The organism is Pseudoclavibacter sp. RFBI5 (assembly GCF_002931395.1).
Lineage (GTDB): Bacteria > Actinomycetota > Actinomycetes > Actinomycetales > Microbacteriaceae > Pseudoclavibacter.
This window is the reverse complement of sequence record NZ_PSYA01000015.1, coordinates 25,288-44,043: the sequence shown is the minus strand read 5'-3', so window position 1 is coordinate 44,043 and position 18,756 is coordinate 25,288. Positions and strand designations below refer to the sequence as shown.

Annotated in this window: 17 protein-coding genes and 1 tRNA gene; 7 read left to right on the top strand and 11 right to left on the bottom strand. The window is 69.8% G+C overall.

Annotated features, from left to right (window positions below):
- Window positions 1-72: 72 nt before the first annotated feature.
- Window positions 73-1,434, top strand: coding sequence for an FAD/NAD(P)-binding oxidoreductase (locus tag C5E06_RS17455; protein ID WP_104307698.1), 1,362 nt, complete (start codon window positions 73-75; stop codon window positions 1,432-1,434).
- A gap of 62 nt (window positions 1,435-1,496) precedes the next feature.
- Here C5E06_RS17455 and C5E06_RS17450 read toward each other — a convergent pair whose 3' ends face one another.
- Window positions 1,497-1,811, bottom strand: coding sequence for a heavy metal-binding domain-containing protein (locus C5E06_RS17450; RefSeq protein ID WP_104244492.1), 315 nt, complete (start codon window positions 1,809-1,811; stop codon window positions 1,497-1,499).
- Window positions 1,812-1,958: 147 nt separating this feature from the next.
- Between C5E06_RS17450 and C5E06_RS17445 the strand changes: the two genes are divergently transcribed.
- Window positions 1,959-2,246, top strand: coding sequence for a hypothetical protein (locus C5E06_RS17445; RefSeq protein WP_104307697.1), 288 nt, complete (start codon window positions 1,959-1,961; stop codon window positions 2,244-2,246).
- Window positions 2,247-2,349: 103 nt separating this feature from the next.
- Here the strand turns inward: C5E06_RS17445 and C5E06_RS17440 are convergent.
- Window positions 2,350-2,422, bottom strand: a tRNA-Arg gene (locus C5E06_RS17440).
- A 166-nt stretch (window positions 2,423-2,588) separates the two neighbouring features.
- Here C5E06_RS17440 and C5E06_RS17435 point away from each other — a divergent pair.
- On the top strand, window positions 2,589-3,878 hold the full coding sequence (locus C5E06_RS17435) for an MFS transporter (RefSeq protein WP_258063545.1): 1,290 nt from the start codon (window positions 2,589-2,591) through the stop codon (window positions 3,876-3,878).
- 199 nt (window positions 3,879-4,077) lie between these two features.
- Window positions 4,078-4,755, top strand: coding sequence for an SRPBCC domain-containing protein (locus C5E06_RS17430; protein ID WP_104307696.1), 678 nt, complete (start codon window positions 4,078-4,080; stop codon window positions 4,753-4,755).
- 525 nt (window positions 4,756-5,280) lie between these two features.
- Here C5E06_RS17430 and soxR read toward each other — a convergent pair.
- Window positions 5,281-5,772, bottom strand: a complete 492-nt coding sequence (gene soxR, locus C5E06_RS17425) for a redox-sensitive transcriptional activator SoxR (protein WP_374953210.1) — start codon at window positions 5,770-5,772, stop codon at window positions 5,281-5,283.
- A 115-nt stretch (window positions 5,773-5,887) separates the two neighbouring features.
- Here soxR and C5E06_RS17420 point away from each other — a divergent pair, with 115 nt between their 5' ends.
- The 3 genes from C5E06_RS17420 (at window position 5,888) to C5E06_RS17410 (ending at window position 8,040) form a co-directional block, all read left to right on the top strand.
- The gene (locus tag C5E06_RS17420) at window positions 5,888-6,427 is read left to right on the top strand and encodes a flavin reductase family protein (protein WP_104307695.1); all 540 of its coding nucleotides are present in this window, start codon (window positions 5,888-5,890) and stop codon (window positions 6,425-6,427) included.
- 124 nt (window positions 6,428-6,551) lie between these two features.
- A complete protein-coding gene (locus C5E06_RS17415) occupies window positions 6,552-7,175 on the top strand; it encodes a superoxide dismutase (RefSeq protein ID WP_104244356.1) in 624 nt (207 codons plus the stop codon).
- Window positions 7,176-7,269: 94 nt separating this feature from the next.
- Entirely contained in the window at window positions 7,270-8,040 is a 771-nt protein-coding gene (locus C5E06_RS17410; RefSeq protein ID WP_104307737.1) for an EI24 domain-containing protein, read from the top strand.
- 288 nt (window positions 8,041-8,328) lie between these two features.
- On the opposite strand, the gene C5E06_RS17405 is transcribed toward C5E06_RS17410, so the two are convergent.
- From C5E06_RS17405 to C5E06_RS17370, 8 genes are all read right to left on the bottom strand, one after another.
- A complete protein-coding gene (locus tag C5E06_RS17405; RefSeq protein ID WP_104244354.1) occupies window positions 8,329-9,174 on the bottom strand; it encodes a hypothetical protein in 846 nt (281 codons plus the stop codon).
- A gap of 238 nt (window positions 9,175-9,412) precedes the next feature.
- Entirely contained in the window at window positions 9,413-10,297 is an 885-nt protein-coding gene (locus C5E06_RS17400; protein ID WP_104244352.1) for a helix-turn-helix domain-containing protein, read from the bottom strand.
- Between the two features lie 24 nt (window positions 10,298-10,321).
- Complete coding sequence (locus C5E06_RS17395; protein WP_104307694.1) at window positions 10,322-11,557, bottom strand: PLP-dependent aminotransferase family protein; 1,236 nt, start codon at window positions 11,555-11,557, stop codon at window positions 10,322-10,324.
- A gap of 74 nt (window positions 11,558-11,631) precedes the next feature.
- Window positions 11,632-13,329: an ABC transporter ATP-binding protein gene (locus C5E06_RS17390; RefSeq protein ID WP_104307693.1), complete on the bottom strand. Its 1,698-nt coding sequence runs from the start codon at window positions 13,327-13,329 to the stop codon at window positions 11,632-11,634.
- Between the two features lie 22 nt (window positions 13,330-13,351).
- The gene (locus C5E06_RS17385; RefSeq protein WP_104307692.1) at window positions 13,352-14,221 is read right to left on the bottom strand and encodes an ABC transporter permease; all 870 of its coding nucleotides are present in this window, start codon (window positions 14,219-14,221) and stop codon (window positions 13,352-13,354) included.
- Complete coding sequence (locus C5E06_RS17380) at window positions 14,218-15,267, bottom strand: ABC transporter permease (protein WP_104244344.1); 1,050 nt, start codon at window positions 15,265-15,267, stop codon at window positions 14,218-14,220. The genes C5E06_RS17385 and C5E06_RS17380 overlap by 4 nt, the downstream gene beginning before the upstream one ends.
- Before the next feature lie 26 nt (window positions 15,268-15,293).
- A complete protein-coding gene (locus C5E06_RS17375; RefSeq protein WP_104307691.1) occupies window positions 15,294-16,952 on the bottom strand; it encodes an ABC transporter substrate-binding protein in 1,659 nt (552 codons plus the stop codon).
- Window positions 16,953-17,087: 135 nt separating this feature from the next.
- On the bottom strand, window positions 17,088-18,530 hold the full coding sequence (locus C5E06_RS17370; protein ID WP_104307690.1) for an FAD-binding oxidoreductase: 1,443 nt from the start codon (window positions 18,528-18,530) through the stop codon (window positions 17,088-17,090).
- Between the last annotated feature and the right edge of the window lie 226 nt (window positions 18,531-18,756).

Here is an 18,756-nt window from a genome sequence, read left to right as displayed (position 1 = left end):
GCAGGCTGGGAGTTGCGTGACCATGCCCCGGTCACGGGTCCGCGACACCGTCCGGCGGCTAGCGTCGCTCTGATGACCACCACCTCGAACGGCGACGCCCAGCCAACGAAGCAGCCTGCGCAGCAGGCAGCGCAGCAGGCAGCGCAGCAGGCTGCGCAGCAGGCAGCGAAACAGGCTGCGCAGCAGCCGACACAGCAGCCCACGCTCACCACGTACCGCGTGCTCGTCGTCGGCGGCGGAAACGCGGGCCTCTCCGTCGCGGGCCGGCTGCAGCGAGCCGGCATCCCCGACATCACCGTCATCGAGCCGCGCGTCAACCACGTCTACCAGCCCATGCTCTCGCACGTCGCCGGCGGCACCGCGAAGGCGAGCCAGGCGACTCGACCGCAGGCCGACGTCATGCCGACGGGAGTGACGCTCCTCCGCGACGCCGTCGCCTCCGTCGACCCCGAGACCTCATCGCTGGTCCTCGAATCCGGCCGACGAGTCGGCTACGAGCATCTCATCGTCTGCCCGGGCATCGTGCAGGACTGGGATGCGATCCCCGGCCTGCGCGCAGCCCTGCAGTCGCCGCGCGTCGCATCCAGCTATGAGATCGGGCTCGCCGACAAGACCTCGCACCTTCTCCGCGACCTGCGGGAAGGAACCGCCGTGTTCGTGCAGGCCCCCGAGCCTGCCTCGTTCGCCGGCGCCATCCAGAAGCCCATGTACCTGGCGTGCGACTACTGGCGCGCACGAGGCGTGCTCGACCGCATTCGGGTCGTGCTGGTGCTGCCGGACGCGACGCCGCTCGGCGTGCCGGAGATCGACGCGGAACTCGAGCGCAAGGTCGCCGAATACGGCATCGAGGTGCGCCGCGAATCGCGGCTCAACGAGGTGATCGCCGACAGCAGCACCGCGGTCATCGGCAGGGCGACTCTCGGCACCACGGCCGGCGTCGAAGGCGAGTCCGAGCGCATCCACTACGACGCCCTCGTCGTGGAACCCCCGCAGCGGGCCCCCGCCTGGATCGCCGAGGCGGGTCTCGCCGCGGCGGCGCGCCTGACCGACAGCGAGGCTGGATTCGTCGATGTGGACGGGCGCACCCTGCAGCACCGGCGCTACCCGAACGTGTGGTCGCTCGGCGACGCCGCCGTCTCGGGGAGCCAGCGCTCCGGCGGGGCACTGCGGAAGCAGACGAAGGCCCTCGCCGAGAACCTCGTCGGCGTGCTCGGCGGAAACGGCGCGCGGAGCGAGTACGACGGCTACACCGTCGCCCCGTTCACCGTCTCGCGCTCGAGCGTGGTCTTCGCGGAGTTCGACGCCGACGGGCAGCCGCGCCCGAGTATCCCCTTCTGGAAGGGACTCGCGCGCGAGCGTCGGCTCACCTGGGTCTTCGACCGACGCGTGCTGCCGTGGGTCTACTGGAACCTCATCCTCAAGGGCCGCGCGTAGCGTGAGGCGATTCGCGAGAGGTGCTGGCCGGGTTTCACTCAGGCTCAGGCTCAGGCTCAGGCTCAGGCGATGACGACGGCCGTGCCGTAGGCGACGATCTCCTGGTAGTTCTGGTCGATCTCGTTCGAGTCGTAGCGCATCGCGACGACGGCGTTCGCTCCGGCCGCCTCCGCTGCCGCCTTGAGGCGAGCGACGGCTTCCGCCCGGGCCTGCTCGAGCTGCGTCGTGAGGCCCTTCAGCTCACCGCCGCCGAGCGACTTGAAACCGGCCGCGAACTGCGCACCAATGTTCCGCGAGCGCACAGTGAGGCCCGAGACCTCGCCGATGACGCTCGAGATGGATGTGCCGGGAACGTCATTGGTCGTCACGATGATCATGAGGGAACGCTACCGAATCCGGGGCACCACGGGAAGTCCTCGGACACCTCCTCCGGCTCGAGCGGAAGGCTCGCTTGGGAGGCTCGCTTGGGAGGCTCGAGGCGCTCGGCCGCTCGCTCGGGACGCTCGTGTGGGAGGCTCGAGAGCATGAAGCGTGCGCTCGCCATCGTCACCGTCGTGCTGGGGCTCAGCCTCGCCGCCCTCGCGGCTGCCGCCGCCTTCGGTCCTGCCGGCGCCCTCGCGGCTGCCCACCCGGACACGGCCGGCCCGGCCACTGCCGAGTTCCTCGTGGGCCTCGGCTACGCCGGCCTCATGCTGGTGCCCGCGAGCGCTCTCGTGCTGCTTGTCCTTGGCCTGATCGCCCTCGTGCGCATCGCACGCACGGACGCGTCAGCCAACCGGGCCGCACGACGCTCTCCGTCCTCGAGCGACTGAGACGGCCCCACGACCGCAAACAAAAAAGGCCCGCTTTCGCGAGCCTTTCCTGCATCTGTCTCAACACAGAGCTTCGTACTCGAGCCCTGAAGCTCTGGTACCGTGCGCCCGAAGGGATTCGAACCCCTAACCTTCTGATCCGTAGTCAGATGCTCTATCCGTTGAGCTACGGGCGCCCAGTCTTTCGCTTGCGCGATTGACCAGGGGATAGCTTACACACGACCCTGGCGCACCGCAAACCCGGCGGGTCGCCCGTCATTTCGGGCAAGACCACGAACGATCCGCGCGCACCCATGCAGACGCACAATGCTCGGACGAAACCCCCGGAGTACCCTCGAACGAGTGACCCCTGACCGCGCCAGCACCCCGAAGCCCCCATCCACCGGCAACCCCTGGCTCGGACACCTCGGCGGGTCCCGCGACTACCGACGCATTCAACTCGCGATGCTCTGCGCGGGGTTCGCGACGTTCGCGCAGCTCTACGCCCCACAGGCGCTGCTGCCCGAGATCTCGACGACCTTCGCGATCGACCCCGCGACGGCGGCACTCATGGTGTCGATGGGCACCCTCGGCGTCGCCATCTCCGTCCTGCCCTGGTCGATAGCAGCCGACCGGATGGGGCGCGTTCGCGCCATCACGATCTCCATCTCGAGCGCCACCGTGCTCGGTCTGCTCATGATCCTCATGCCGAGCTTCGAGCTGGCGCTCGCGCTGCGCCTCCTCGAGGGGCTCGCGCTCGGCGGCGTCCCCGCCTGCGCCATCGCCTACCTCAACGAGGAGCTGCACCCCACGGCCGCTGCAGGAGCAGCCGGCACCTTCGTCGCCGGCAACACCCTCGGTGGACTCGGTGGCCGCATCGTGCCGACCCCCGTCGCCGAGCTCCTCGACTGGCGGCTGGGCCTCCTCACCGTGTCCCTCATCTCCGTCGCCATGGCGGTGCTCTTCATCTGGCTCATCCCCAAGCCGCGCGGGTTCGCCCCGCTCGCCAAGCACGCGGGTGGAACCCTCGGCGCGAGCATCGGCCGAGCATGGAAGGCCATCGCCGCGCACCTCTCCAGCACCAGGATGCTCGGCCTCTTCGCGCAGGGCTTCTTCCTCATGGGCGGATTCGTCGCCGTCTACAACTTCCTCGGCTTCCACCTCACACAGTCGCCCTACTTTCTCCCCGTCTGGCTCGTGTCGCTCGTCTTCGTCACCTACCTCGCCGGCTCGTTCTCCTCGCCCTTCATCGCGCGCCTCGCCGGCCGTCACGGACGCAAGGTCGTGCTCCTCGCATCCACGGCCGTCTCCCTCGGCGGCCTCGCGCTCACCCTCGCGCCGCAGCTGTGGCTCGTCATCACCGGCCTCGCGATCTTCACGGCCGCCTTCTTCGGCGCGCACTCCGTCGCCGTCGGCTGGGCAGGCGCCTACCCGACCCGCGGCCGCGCCCAAGCAACCGCGCTCTACAACCTCGGCTACTACGGCGGTTCAAGCCTCTTCGGGTTCCTCGGCGGCGTCTTCTTCCAGCACTTCGACTGGCCGGGCGTCATCTGGATGGTCGGTGGCCTCACCATCATCGCCGGGCTCCTCGCCCTCTTCCTGCTCCCCTGGAAGGGTGAGACCGCCGCCACCCAGGCGGTTCGCGTCCCCTGACCCGCCAACGCGCAGCGTCGTCGCACGTCCGCAACCGCAACTTCACGTAATCGTCACAGGCAACCCCGCGCGGGGCCTGCCAAGGTGAACGCCGAAGTGCGACGCTAGGAACGCGCGCACACGCCGCCCCACGCACGCGGCACCGGCACGCTGCCCCAGCACCGCATCCCAACCCAGCACCGACACAGAAGGAGGGCACATGACGAAGGCGCCCACCTCTACCAGCACATCGACCTTCGACAGCGCCACCCAGCTGGCCGCCGTCACCCGTTCGGTGCGGATGCAGGAACTCGACGGCCACGACGGCTTCGTCATCACCCTCACGCAGACGTTCGCCGCGAAGCGCAGCTCGCTGTGGTCGTCGGCCACCGAGATCGCCCGCCTCGCCCAGTGGTTCGCGCCCGTCGACGGCAGCCTGCGCCAGGGCGGCACCTACCAGATCCAGGACAACGCGCACGGGCACATCACCGGCTGCCACGCCCCGGACTCGTTCACGCTGACCTGGGAGTACGACGGCGAGCACACGCACATCGAGGCCCACTTCACGAAGGTCGACGAGGCCCACGCCACGCTCACCCTCGAACACCACTCCCCGACCGACGAGGAGACGTGGCCCAAGTTCGGTGTCGGCGCGACCGGAGTCGGCTGGGATCTGAGCTTCGCGAGCCTCGCCCACCACCTCGAGGCTGGCGCGACCGTTCCCCTCGAGACAACCTCGTGGGTGCGGGGCGACGACGCGCGGAGCTTCCTCATGCTGAGCGCCGAATCGTGGGCGGATGCCTCCATCGCTGCCGGCTCGGACGAGGCAGACGCTCGCGCCGCGCAGAAACGCACCACCGACGCCTACCTCGACGGCCTCGACGCGGCAGACGCCTGATCTTCCGCGCAGCAGACGCCTGAGCTTCGGCGCGGCTGACGCCGGAGCTTCGACGGCCCGACCGCCTGCGTCCACGGCCATACCGCTGCAGCCTCCCGAGTCCCGACCCGCGATCCCGAGTCCCGGCTCGCGAACCCCGAGTTCGGAACCCCGATCCCGATTCCGATTCCCAGCTAGCGAACCCCGAATCCGACCTCCCGACCCGCGCCTCTCGACTCGCGCCTCTCGACCCGCGGCTCTCAACTCCCGCCTCTCGACTCGCGCCTCTCGACCCGCGACCGACTCGACGCCTCAGCCGCCGCCCTGCCTCCAGCCCCCTCGCCCTCGCGCTCGCCCTCGCCCTCGCGCTGGCCCTCGCTGCCCCCTCCGGCGCCCAGGGCTGACTTGTGGTCGTCATTCCGGGCCCGAAACAACCACAAGTCAGCCCTGGGCAGCGGAGGGGGTGCGCCAGATCGGGAAGGTGGATGGGCGGGCCCGCGCGGCGGGCGCGGGCGGGCCGGCGCTGCGGGCGCGCGCGGGCGGCGCTCAGTCGAGGCGGCGAGGGCCGGCTCCTCCGCCGGCGAGGGCATCGTCGGGGTTGAGGAGCCCGCAGGCCTTCATCGACAGGCACCCGCAGCCGATGCATCCCATGAGCTCGTGCTCGAGGCGCTCGATGCCGCGCCGCCGTTCCTCGAGCGTCCGCTTCCACCGCCGCGAAGCGCGCTGCCAGTCCTCCTGGCTGGGCGTCGCATCGCTCGGCAGGTCGGCAAACGCGTCCTGCACGTCAGACAGCGGAATGCCGAGGCGCTTCGCGACCGAGATGAGCGAGACTCGCCGAATCATGTGGCGGGCGTAGCGACGCTGGTTGCCGGCGGTGCGCACCGCGGCGATCAGCTCGAGTTCCTCGTAGAAGCGCAGCGCGGATGCGGCGACGCCCGTCCGACGAACCATGTCGCTCACCGTGAGCAGCTCGTCGGAGATGTGCGGCTGCCCCGGGGCCCGATCGAGCGCCTCTGTGTCCTTGCGTGTCTCGCTCACAGTGAAATCCCACCGTTCGAATTGACTTCAACCTTACTTTAGGTTCTAGCCTCGAAGAGGAAACGCACACGCAACTCCGATCACCGTCCTCCAGAACAGGCAGAGAGCCCACTCGATGACAGAACCCGCCCCCGAGGCACCAGTCCCAGCGGCGTTGCCCCAAGCAGCGCTGGCAGAAGAGTTCAAGGCCGCCTTCAGGGAGCACCCCGCAGCCGTCGCCATCATCGCGGCCCAGACCGCGAACGGCCCCGTCGGCCTCACCGCATCGAGCGTGAGCTCCGTCGCCGTCGACCCCGCCACGCTCTCGTTCTCCGTGACGCGGGCCACCGGCAGCGCCGGCGGACTCCTCGAAGCCGGCGACGTCACCGTGAACCTCCTCAGCCACGAGCAGGAGCAGATCGCCCTCGACTTCGCCCGCAGCGGCGCCCCCCGTTTCACTCCGGAACAGGGCTGGGATCACTTCCCCACGGGCGAGCCCTTCCTCCCCGAGGCTCGCGAGACGCTGCGCTGCCGCATCGCCAGCACCGTCAAGGTCGGCGGCTCGACCATCGTGCTCGCCGAGGTCCTCGAGGTCCTGCACGGCAGCACGGTCCCGCCGCTCATGTACCAGAACCGCCGCTTCGGCCGCCTCGACGCCGCCACGTTCGGCGACTGAACCCGCGACTGAACCCGCGCCGCAACCCGCCGCATCAACCCGCGACCGAACCCGCGATTCGGCCGCCCCTCACACCACCCAAACTCACCAATACCGCAGAACACGACAGAAAGAGGGTCACACCATGACCGCATACACCCTTCCCGACCTGGCCTACGACTACTCCGCCCTCGCCCCGAGCATCAGCGGCGAGATCATGGAGCTGCACCACTCGAAGCACCACGCCACCTACGTGAAGGGCGCGAACACGGCGCTCGAGCAGCTCGCCGAGGCCCGCGAGAGCGGCAACCTCGCCAACGTGAACAAGCTCGAGAAGGACCTCGCGTTCAACCTCGGCGGCCACGTCAACCACTCCATCTTCTGGACCAACCTCTCCCCCAACGGCGGCGGCCAGGCCACTGGCTCGCTCGCCACGGCGATCGACGAGCAGTTCGGCTCCTTCGATGCGTTCGTCGCGCAGTTCACGGCAGTGGCGCTCGGCGTGCAGGGCTCCGGATGGGCTGTCCTCGCCTACGACGTGCTCGGCGAGCAGCTCGCCATCTTCCAGCTCTTCGACCAGCAGGGCAACGTGCCGTTCGGGCTCGTCCCGCTGCTCATGCTCGACGTCTGGGAGCACGCCTACTACCTCGACTACCGCAACGTTCGCGCCGACTACATCAAGGCGTTCTGGAACATCGCGGACTGGGACAACGTGCAGCAGCGCTACGACGCCGCGACGACGAAGACCAACGGCCTCATCACGCTCTAGGTCCTCCTCGCTCGAACCGCACAGCTCCTGAGGCGCGGCGGGGGAACGGATGCACGCATCCGCTTCCCTGCCGCGCCTCAGTAGTCTCGGTGGCATGATCGGGCAGTTCTTCTCAGGCGTCAGCGCGCTCTTCCTGGGCTTCGGGTACTGGAAGAAGAAGCCGCATCTGATGCTGCTCGGGCTCATCCCGGCGCTCATCGTCTTCCTGCTCGTTGGCGCCGCGCTCGTCACGCTCCTGTTCTTCGTCGACGACCTCGTCGCGTGGGCCACCCCTTGGGCGGCGTCGTGGGACGAGGTGTGGCGCAACGTCCTGCGCATCGCCTTCATGACCCTCATCGTCGCGGGCGGCGTCTTCCTGTCGGTCACGACGTTCACCGCCATCACGCTGACCGTCGGCGATCCGTTCTACGAGCGCATCTGGCTGTCCGTCGAGCGCGACCTCGGTGACGAGAACCCGGGCGAGGGGCTCGGGCTCCTCGCGGCGGTCAGAGGCAGCCTGTGGCTCGTCGGCATGGGCATCCTCGCGGCCATCGCCGTCGCGATCGTGGGCGTCATCCCGCTCATCGGCTCGGTCGCCGCGGCGGTCGTCGGCGTCACGCTCAATGGGACGGTCCTGTCTCGGGAGCTCACCGGCAGGGCACTGGATGCGCGCCGGCTGCTCGGCGAGCAGCGCGCCTCCGTCATCCGCGGGAATCGTGCGCAGCTACTCGGCTTCGGCGTCGCGACGCAGCTCTGCTTCATGGTGCCTGGTGGGGCCGTCTTCACGATGCCTGCTGCCGTCGCCGGCTCGACGGTGCTGGCTCGCCGCCTGCTCGACGAGCGCGGGCTGACCCGCGCAGGCTCGCCCGCAAGCGCCGAGCAGTAAATCCAGGGCAGAACGCCCCGACGTCGGCCGGTGCTGGCGCCTCCGTTCCGCTGCCTGGTTCAGCAGCCTGGACCGAGCGACTGGTCCAGCGGCTCGCAGCAGCAGCTCGCAGCAGCGGGCCCCGCTCGCCGATTCGGCGAGTGCGCGGCCCGCTGCCTCGAGCGCCACGTCGCGCGCCTCCCGGTGTGCGGCCGCGAACCGCAGGCCGTCCCGGGCCCGAGGCTGGGACGACCGACGGTTCAGCTTCGCCTGCCGGAGGAGGGTGAGAGGCGACCGAGCTGGACTGCCCTAGCAGGCGGCCCGGCGCTCGACCCGCAGACCGGTGACGAAGATCGTCTGGTCGTTGTCGGTGTTCACCGTGTTGTTCGTGGTGCCGAGCATGTACCCGAGGTTGAAGTAGCGCACCGTGAACGAGCGCACCGGGCCGGCGAAGACGACGTCGACCTGGCCACCGGGGGCGTCCTCGGCTTTGTTGCCGTCGACCGAGTTGTACCAGGGGCTCGTGGCGGTCCCGGCGCCCGTGACCGTGGAGCCGCTCGGGATCGAGAACGTCCTCGGTGCCGCGGACTCGAGCACAACACCGTCGAGGAAGTCGCGCGTGAGGCCGTTCCCCGCTCGCCAGAGCCGGTCGATGTCGGTGATGGAGAAGCGCACGTTGTAGAGGTCCTCAGCGAAGGTGAAGACGACGGTCTGGAAGTCGTTTGCAGACGGCTGCGTCAGGGCGTTCGGGCCGTTGAACTGGTTGATCTGGTAGCCGCGCTGGCCGATGCCGCCGACGTTCTGCGCCGAGACGGTGCCGTCGTTCGTCTCCGCCCGCATGTTGCCGCTGAAGGTGTGGCGCACCGTGGCGCTGATGTTGGACGTCGTGGGCCGGGTCGAGTTCTGCGGGCGGAAGACGGCCGTGCGGTCGAGGGTCGAGGATGCGCCGAGGGTCGCCGCGGTTCCGCTGACGGTCGCGAGCCCCCAGTTGATGCCGACGTCGGGGTCGACGCACAGCGTGGAGGCGGCTGCGAGGGGAGCCGCGATGGCTGTGGCCACGACCGGCGCCGACCAGGCGGCTGCGGTGAGCAGGGTGCGGCGGGTGGTCGTCGTGGGCGTTGCTGCGACGTTGGCGGGTTCGGGGGAGGTGTTCATTGCGCGACTTTCTGGGTTCCGAAAATTGGGCACACGAGCGAGCACCGCGTGGGAGTGCGGTGCTGCGGAGTGCTAGGAGTGGGCGTACCGCATCTGAGCGATTCGCGTCCGTGGTCGCGCTACGTCGCCTGGGGGCACACGAGCGTTCGACCTCGCGACTCTATGCGCAGGGATAGACCTTCCGGTCGGTCCGGCGACGGAATCGACGATTCTCGCGACAGAACAGGCCGCTCCGGCGTCAGTCGCGGCCGAGTGCCTCGATCGCCGCGAGCATCGATGTCACCGATGCGAAGCCCGACGCCCTGGCCGCGGCCCTGCGCTGCGTCGGCGAATCGCCCGTAGCCAGGAGGTGCCTGGCATGCCTCGCCCGAGCGTTGCGCAGCTCCACCGCTGGCGTCATGCCGACGCTCTCGAACGCCCTGTGCAGCAGGGAACGCGAGACGCTGAGGCGCCGCGCGAGGGTGGTCGCCGAGAGCGAACGGTCGGCGAACTCTCCCGCGATGATCTGCCTGGCACCCTCGATCAGGACCAGGAACCGGTCGCCGCCTTCGCTCGTGGTCGCCCGGAAACGCCCCACCGCCTCCGCGATGCTCGCGAGCAGCGCCGACTCGATCGCGATGCGCAGGTTTCCCGCGCCGGGCCCGGAGTAGTCCCTCTCGGAGTCCAGGATGCTCGTGACGAGCGCGCGCAGGGCGCGACTGTAGACAGGGTCTGCGTCGACCCTGAGGGGGAACTCCCGGATGATCGGCTCGACCGCGGAGCGCCGGACCGAGTAGAGGAACGAGGTGGTCTCATCCGCGCTCGACACATCGTGCGGCCGCCGCGGGTCGAAGAGGAGGTACGAGCCCGGAGTCAGCTCGTGGGAGATTCCGGCGATCCTGACGGTCATCGTCCCCGAGACGGTGGAGAGCACCTGCACCGTCTCGAGTTCCCCAGGCAGGACGTCCGCGATCGTGGCTTGCACGGGCGTGAGGTGCAGCCGCCACATGGCGACATCGCCGAGGTCGATGGCCGTGACATCGACCGCGAACTCCGCCTGCGCACCTTCGACGCGGTAGCCGCTGAGTTCGGCGAACTCAGCCGCACCCCTGCCCCGACGCCGGTATCGTTGCGGAGAAGCCACCCGAATATTTTGGCATGAGTCCGCTTATTGCTTCTCGAGTGCGCGGCCGAGGCGCGCGGCCGCCTCCTGCAGGCGCTCGACGGGGGTGTCTCCGTAGGCGAGCCGCAGGCGGCGAGGCGCGTCGGTGCCCGGCCCAGACGGGAAGAACGAGCCGCGCTGGTAGCCGATGCCCTCAGCGCTGGCATCCTCGGCGAGCCTGTCCGCGTCGATCGCGTCGTCGACGAGGCGCGGCCACAGGAACAGGCCGCCATCTGGCGCGTCGATCTCGAAGGCCCCGGGCGCGTGGGCCTCGAGCGCGGCGGAGAGCGCATCCGCCCGTTCCCGGTACAGCTCTCGCGCCGACGCGAGCGTGTCGTCGAAGAACGTGGGCGTCGTCCCGAGCAGCTCGGCGACCGCATGCTGCACGAGCTGCGAGGAGTGCGAGTCCTGACGCGCGCGCAGCGACACGAAGTCGGGGACAAGCCGCTCCGGCAGCACGATCCAGCCGAGGCGCAGGCCCGGGCCGAGCGTCTTCGTGAACGTGTTGATGTGGATCACGTGCGAGGAGCTGTTGAAGATCTCGAAGTCGAGCTCATCGCCGCGGAAGCGCAGCTCCCGGTACGGGTTGTCGGCCAGCAGGATGAAGTCGTACCGCTCCGCGAGGCGCACGAGCTCACGGCGCCCCTCGAGAGCCAAGCTGTGCTGCGAGGGGTTGTGGAAGTCGGGCACCGTGTAGACGGCCGCCGGACGCGCGCCAGCGACCAGATGGGCCTCCAGCTCGGCGACGTCGAAGCCATCGCGGCCGACCGTGATCGGCAGGATCCTCGCGTCGGAGAGTTCGAGGCCGCGCAGGAACAGCGGGAAGATCGGGTTGTCGACCGCGACGAGGCCGCCCCGCTCGACCACGAGCTGCACGGCGAGGGAGATGCCGTGGAACCCGCCGTTCGTGATGAGCACACGCGATACCGGCACGCCCTCGCGTGCGGCGATCCACTCCCGGAGCGCGGGCACGCCCTCGGTTCGCCCGTACTGCAGCGCCGGCACGCCCGGCACGGACAGGACCCGCGCGGTCGCCTCGGCGAGTTCGGCGGAGGGGAGCACCGACGGGTCGGGGATGCCGCCGAGCAGCTCGATCGAGTCAGGGTGCCGGTCGCGCAGGGTCGCGTCGCCGAAGCCCTTCGGCGCGTTGAAGGCACGCGCGAGCTCCGTCGACGTCCAGGTCGGCGGGGAGGTCTGCGGCGTGCTCTGCAGGAGGGTCTGCGTGCTGGCGGTGCTTGTCATGGTGTCGTCGTTCTCTCTCGCACGAGGCGCTCGGCCTCGGTCGGTTCAGGTGGAGGTTCGGAGGTGCGGGTCGCTCAGACGAGCGCCGGGACCTGCACGGCGGGCGTCGCGTGCGCATCCGCCAACGGGGCCGCATGCCCGTACCGGGGCGTGGGGATGGCATCGATGAGGGCCCGCGTGTATGGCTGCTCGGGATGCGCGAGCACCTCGGCAACCCGTCCGGACTCGACGACCCTGCCGCCCTGGAGCACCGACACCGTGTCTGCGACCTGGCGGACGAGTGCGAGATCGTGGGAGACGAACAGGTAGGTGAGCCCCAGCTCAGCCTGCAGCTGGAACAGCACCTCGAAGATCTCCGCCTGCACGGTCACGTCGAGGGCGGAGGTCGGCTCGTCGAGCACGAGCACGTCCGGTCGGAGCACGAGGGCGCGCGCGATGGCGACACGCTGGCGCTGGCCGCCGGAGAGGGCAGACGGCTTCCTGGACAGGAACTCCGCGCCCAGGCCGACGGACGCGAGGGCGGCCCGAGCCTTCTCGGCGCGCTCTCGCTTGTCGCCGACCTTGTAGCGGTCGAGCGGCTCGCGCACGATGCGCTCCACACGCCACGTCGGATCGAGGGAGGTGAACGGGTTCTGATAGACGAGCTGCAGGTGGCGGCGGATCTCGCGGAGCTGCTTGGGAGAGCTGCCGTCGACTCGCTCGTCGCCGACGCGGATCTCGCCGGCGTCCGCCTCCTCGAGGCCGAGCAGAATGCGGACAGCCGTGGTCTTGCCCGAGCCGGACTCCCCCACGAGCGCGTGCGTCGTGCCTGCCCTCACCGCGAACGACACGTCGTCCAACGCCGCGACCCGTCGCTCCCCGACCGAGAAGCTCTTCGACACGCCCGTGACCGCGACCTGCTCGGTCGCGGCGCCGCGGCTGTCGCGCTGCAGCAGCGAACCGTAGCGGTCGGGGTTCAGGGCGGGGGCATCCTGCCGCAGACGAACCGTGTACGGCGACGTGGACTCGGTGAACACGTGCTCCGTCGCGCCGGCCTCCTGCACCTCGCCTCCCTTGAGGACGACGATCTTCTGCGTGCGCTCGGCCGCGATCGCGAGGTCGTGCGTGATGAGCACGAGCCCGATGCCCAGTTCGCTCTGCAGCTCGCTGAGCACCCCGAGGATGCGCTTCTGGATCGTCACGTCGAGCGCACTCGTCGGCTCGTCCGCGATGAGCAGCTCGGGGCTCGGCAGCACGGCGAGCCCGATGAGCACACGCTGCAGCATGCCGCCGGAGAGCTGGTGGGGGTAGGACTCGTACACGCGCTTCGGGTCGGGCAAGCCGACCCGCTCGAACGTCGCGAAGATGAGCTCCCGCTGCTCGTCGCGGGAGAGGCCGTCGACGAGGTCGGCCGCCTCGTGCGCCTGGGAGCCGATGGTGCGCACCGGGTTGAGGGCATTCGCCGGATCCTGCGGCACGAAGCCGATGCGGGTACCGCGCAGGGGGTGGAACTGGCGCGGCGAGTACGCGAGCACGTCCTTCCCCTCGAAGCGGATGCTCCCAGCCGCTCGACCGCCGTCCGGCAGGAGGCGCAGGATCGCGCGGGCGATCGTGGACTTCCCGGACCCGGACTCGCCGATGAGCGCGAGGCTCTCGCCGCGGTTCAGCGTGAAGCTGACGTCGGAGACGACCTCGCTCCTGCCGTACGCGACCGACAGGTTCTCGACCTGCAGGAGGGGCTGAGCGGAGGATTCGGGAGCGGGTGCGGGTGCAGATGCAGATGCGTGGGTCATTGCGTGCCTCTCGTGCGTTCGGTCAGGACGTCTGCCGGAGCCACCGGCTGATGCGGTTGACGGAGAGCACCGTCGCGATGGTGACCAGCGCTGGCCACAGCACGAGCCAGGGTGCCCGCGGGTAGTCCTTGCCGTTGGAGATGAGCAGCCCCCAGTCGGATGCGGGCGGCGGGTCGCCGTAGCCGAGGAACGCGAGGCCAGCGATGACGAGGATCGAGAGCCCGAACTGCAGCACCGCGAGCGCCAGGACGGAGCGAGACGCGTTGGGGAGGACGTGGCGGCCGAGCACGTGCCACTTCGACCCGCCCTGGAGGTAGGCGGCCTCCACGAACGTGGCCCGCCGAGTCTTCAGCACCTCGGACCTCATGACGCGGGCGAACACCGCGACGGCGGACACGCCCGTGGCGATCGCGGCGTTGATGGTCTGGAAGCCGAGGGAGGAGACGATGACGACGGCCAGGAGGAAGCTGGGGATGGCGAGCAGCACATCCACGAACCTGGCGAGCACCGTGTCGGTCCAGGAGCCGATGAACCCGCCGATGAGACCGATCGCGCCGCCCACGACGACGCCGATGATGACGGCGACCAGCGCCGACGAGATCGAGGACTGCGTGCCGAAGACGACCCTGGCGAACTGGTCGCGTCCGAGGTGATCGGTGCCGAACCAGTGCTGCGGGCTGGGCGCCAGGAACTTGTCGGCGGGGACGCCGTCGACCGGGCTGGAGGAGGTGAAGACGCCGGGCAGCAGCGACCAGGCGAGCACCAGGGCGATGACGACGAACGACAGCACGACCGTCGGGGGGAAGACGCCGATCGCGCGAACCTTGAACGCGGCCCTGGGACTGCGGGAGCCGGTCGCGCCCGGTGCGGCGTTCAGAACTGCGGAGGTCATACGATGCTCGCCTCTTCCTTGACCGGGGAGTCGGACGGTGTGGAGGAGGACTCGGGTGCCGACGCGTCCGCGTCGCCGATAACGGGCCCGCCCTTCTTACGGTTTCCTTCGATGTCGACGCGCGGATCGAGGATCGGGTAGGCCAGGTCGGCGAGGAGGTTGACGAGCACGAAGACGACGGCGGCGAGGCCGACGACCGCCTGCAGCACCGGCAGGTCCTGGCTGGCGACGGCCCGCTGCACGATGCTGCCGATGCCGCTGCGCCCGAAGACGGCCTCCGTGATGAGGGAGCCGCCGAGCAGCTCGCCCACCGTGAGTGCGAGCACCGTCACCGCGGGCAGCGCCGACGGCTTCAGGAGGTGCCGCGTGAAGAGTCGCCGCTGCGTGAGCCCGCGGGAGCGCGCCACCGACGCGTACTCCTGCGAGGACGCGTGATCGAGGTTCGTGATGAGCACCTCCGCGATCTGCGCCGAGACCGGGATGCCGAGGGCGACGGCGGCGAAGAACGTCGCCCACGCGCTCTCCGGGTCGACGATGCGGAACAGGCCGAGGCCGAACGCGAACACGTTGATGAGGAGCAGGCCGATGACGAAGTTCGGCACCGACAGGAACAGCGACGGGAACGCGCGCAGGACGCCCTGGCCGTAGCGGACCGGCAGCACCTGCGTGCCGAACGCGATGAGCACGGCGAGCACAACCGCCACGAGGAGGGCACTGCCCGCGAGAGCGAGCGTCGAGGGCAGCGCATCCCCGATGAGGTCGGCGACGGGCAGGTTCGAGCGCAGCGAGACGCCGAAGTCACCGACGACGAACCTCGTGAGCGAACCCCACAGCTGCACGAGCAGCGGCTGGTCGAGGCCGTAGTAGGCCACGATGCGGGCGATCTCCTCCTCCGTGAACCCGTTGTCGGGGTTGCGCAGCGTGCTCGTGACCGGGTCCCCCGGCAGCACGCTGATGACGAAGAACGTGAAGACGTAGGCGAGCAGCACGACGATGATCGCCTGGCCCGTGCGCCTCAGCGCGAAGCGCGTGTAGTTCTGTCTCATGCTGGTCCCCTCCCGCCGGCCGGGGCCTAGTCGACCCAGGCCGTGGCGTAGTTGGCGTACGCGACGCCGTTGTACGTGACGCCGTGCAGGTTCGGCGACTGCACGTACACGCGCTGCACGATCTGCGTGATCGGGGCGAAGTAGCCCTGCTCGAGCACGTACCCCTGCAGCTCGTCGGCGAGCGCCGCGCGCGCCTCGGTGTCGCTCGAGCTCGAGATGCCCTCGGCGTACTCGTTGAGCTTCGTGTCGCTCGTTCCCACGCCGAACCAGTCCTCGTCGCCCTCGTTGAGGCTCGTGAGGATGCCCGCGACCGTGCCGACGTCGATGAAGCTGCGCGTGATCTCGGTGGCCTGGATCTCGACGCCGCTGTTGAGCACACGCTCGCCGTACGTGACGACGTCGTACGCCTCGATCTTCACGTCGAAGCCGATCTTCTTGAGCTGCTGCGCCACGAGCTCGTCGACCGACTGCGAGGTGGCGAGGTAGGGGTTCGGGTAGAGCGTCACGGCGAGGGTCTCGCCGTTCTTCGAGCGGATGCCGTCAGCGCCTGCCGTCCAGCCGGCCGCATCCAGCAGCTTCTTCGACTCCTCCGGGTCGAACGCGAACGCGTCGCTGTGGTCCGTCGCCTCGGGGACGTTGCTCTGGATGAACGACTCCGCGGCCTCCCAGTCCTCCGTGTACACGGTGGAGAGGATCTCGTCGCGGTCGATGCCGTGCTGGAATGCCTGACGCACCTCGGTCTCGTTGAACGGGGCGACCTGCGTGTTCAGCGCGTAGCCGTTGACGAAGCCCAGGTAGCGGGGAACCGCGACCTCGAGGCCCTCGTCGGCGAGCGCATCCAGCTCCTGCGGGGAGGTGTTGTAGGCGACGTCCGCCTGGCCAGCCTGCACCGAGGAGGTGCGCAGCGACGGCTCGGCGACGATCTGGTAGGTGATGGAGTCGAGGAACGCGGGGCCCGTGTGCTCGAGCGCCTCCGGACCCCAGGTGTAGTCCTCGCGCTTGGTCAGGACCACGTCCTGCCCCTCCTGCCAGGACTCGACCGTGAACGGGCCGCTGCCGACGAAGTTGCTGAGGTCGGCCTGCTCCTCGGCCGGCAGCGCGATGACGGCCGGTGAGGTGAGGATCGAGCCGTGGTAGCCGAGCGTCGGGATGAAGCCGAGGGTGGGCTTCGAGAACTTCACCTCGACGGTCGCCGCGTCGACCGCGGTCGCACCGTCGTAGTTCGCGGCGGGGAACAGCCCGATGCGGTTGATGCCGCGGTCGGGGTCGCCCTTGGCCCAGATGTCGAGGTTCGCGACGACCGCCGCGGCGTCGACGGGGGTGCCGTCTGAGAAGGTCACGCCGTCCTTGAGGTGCAGCGTGTACTCCGTCGCGTCGTCGTTCTGCTCCCAGCTCTCCGCGACCCACGGGCTGACGTTGCCCTCGCCGTCGACGTACACGAGCTTGTCGGTGACGTGGCCCCAGACGTGCCCCTGGTAGCTGGAGATGGCGCTGTTGTTGGGGATCCAGCTGTCGCCGAGGGAGTCGATGAGGAACGTGATGTCGCCGCCGTTCTTCGGCTCGCCCTCCCCCGCGGCTCCCGGGGCGGCGTCGGACGTCGCGCAGGCTGCGAGGAGCGACATGCTGGCGAGCACGCCGATGGCTGCGGCGAGTTTCCGTCGGAGTCGTGGGTGTCGTGTCGACATGGTGGTGGCTGCTTTCTCGGGGTCTGCATTGGGGATTGCGGGTGGTCGGTGGGTGCGTGTACGTGTGCTGGTGCTGGTGCTGGTGAGCGGATGCTCGGGATGGGTCGCTCGGGATGGGGCGCTCGCGGCGCCGGGTCAGATGGCCTTGCCTGGGTTGAAGAGCGCGGCGGGGTCGAGCGCGTGCTTGATGGCGTGCTGCGCCTCCCGGCTCCGCTCGGACAGCTCGAGGGCTGCGAGGTCGAGCTTCGACGAGCCGATGCCGTGCTCACCGCTCACGGTTCCGCCGAGCTCGAGCGCGAACTCGGCGAGGGCGACGGCCGCGTCGTGCAGCTGCGGCGGGACGACGTCCGGGTCAGCTCCCTCCGGGATGCGGAGCGTGATGACGGGGTGCAGGTTGCCGTCGCCGGCGTGCGCGACAGCGCCCACCGTGACGCCGAAGCGCTCCTCGACGACCGGGAAGTGGGCGAAGATGTCGGGGATGCGTGACTTGGGAACGGCGATGTCGCCGCCCGCGAACCACTCGGCGGGATCGAAGCCGCGCCCTGAACGGCGCAGCTCCCACAGCGCCTCGCCGTCCTCGACGCTCTCCTCGGTGACGAGCCCGCCGACGGCTTCGAGCGCCGAGCGGAGATCCGCGGACTGCTCGTCGATGCCGTAGCCGTCGAGCTCGATGAGCAGCAGGGCGCCACCGCGGGCGGTGAGCGTGCTGCCGCTGTGCGCGTCGATGTTCGCGAGCGTGCGGGAGTCGAAGAACTCGACGACGCTCGGGCGCACCGTGCTGCGGGTGATGGCGGCGAGCGCATCCGCGCCAGCTGCCGTCGTCGCGAAGAACGCCGACACCGTGCGGCGGGCGACGGGGATCGGACGCAGGCGCACGGTCGCCGCGACGACGATGCCGAGAATGCCCTCCGAGCCGACGAAGAGGGAGACGAGGTCGAGGCCCGTGACGCCCTTGATGGAGCGGTGGCCGACGTGCACGAGGGCGCCGTCGGCGAGCACGACGTCGAGCGCGAGGATCGACTCGCGCGTGACCCCGTACTTCGCGCAGCGCAGCCCGCCGGCGTTGGTGGCGATGTTGCCGCCGATGGACGAGATGTCCCAGCTGGCCGGGTCCGGGGCGTAGAAGAGGCCGTACGGCTCGAGGTGGCGGTTGAGGTCGGCGTTGATGACGCCCGGCTCGACCACGGCGACCTCGTCGAGCGGGCTCACCTCGACGACCCGGTCGAGGCGCTCCGTCGAGACGACCAGCTGCCGCTCGTCGGCGGTCGCGCCTCCTGCGAGGCCGGAGCCAGCGCCGCGCGGCACCACCGCGATGCCAAGCTCGGCCGCCGTTCGCACGATCACCTGCACCTCCGCGGCCGTGCTCGGGAACGCGACGGCCGGGCCGATGTCGATGCCGGCGAGGCGGCCCCTCGTGCTCGCATCCACCGCGTACTCGCGTGTCAGCGCCGAGGGCACGCGCACCTCGAGCTGCGGCAGCTCCGCCTGCAGCTCGCCGATGAGCCGCTGCAGCGGTTGCGCTCCCTCGAGCGAGGAGAGCGGCGCGGTCGGCGCGGAGGTGGCGAGCTCGGTGGGCATGCTGGCCTTTCGACGGGAGGCGGGAGGATCCCTCGAAAGGTACGGAAGCGCCCATCGCGTGAACAGGCACCGTCGTCGCTTCCCTTCGCCGAACGTTGTCGGGCTTCAGGCGGCGTCACGTTGCGTCATCAACCACGTCAGAAAGTGGCGCACGCTCGACCCCGAGTTGCCTCACAGGCAACACGCGCGGCGGGTAGCCGGGCGGGCTGTCCTTCCATCCCGCCTC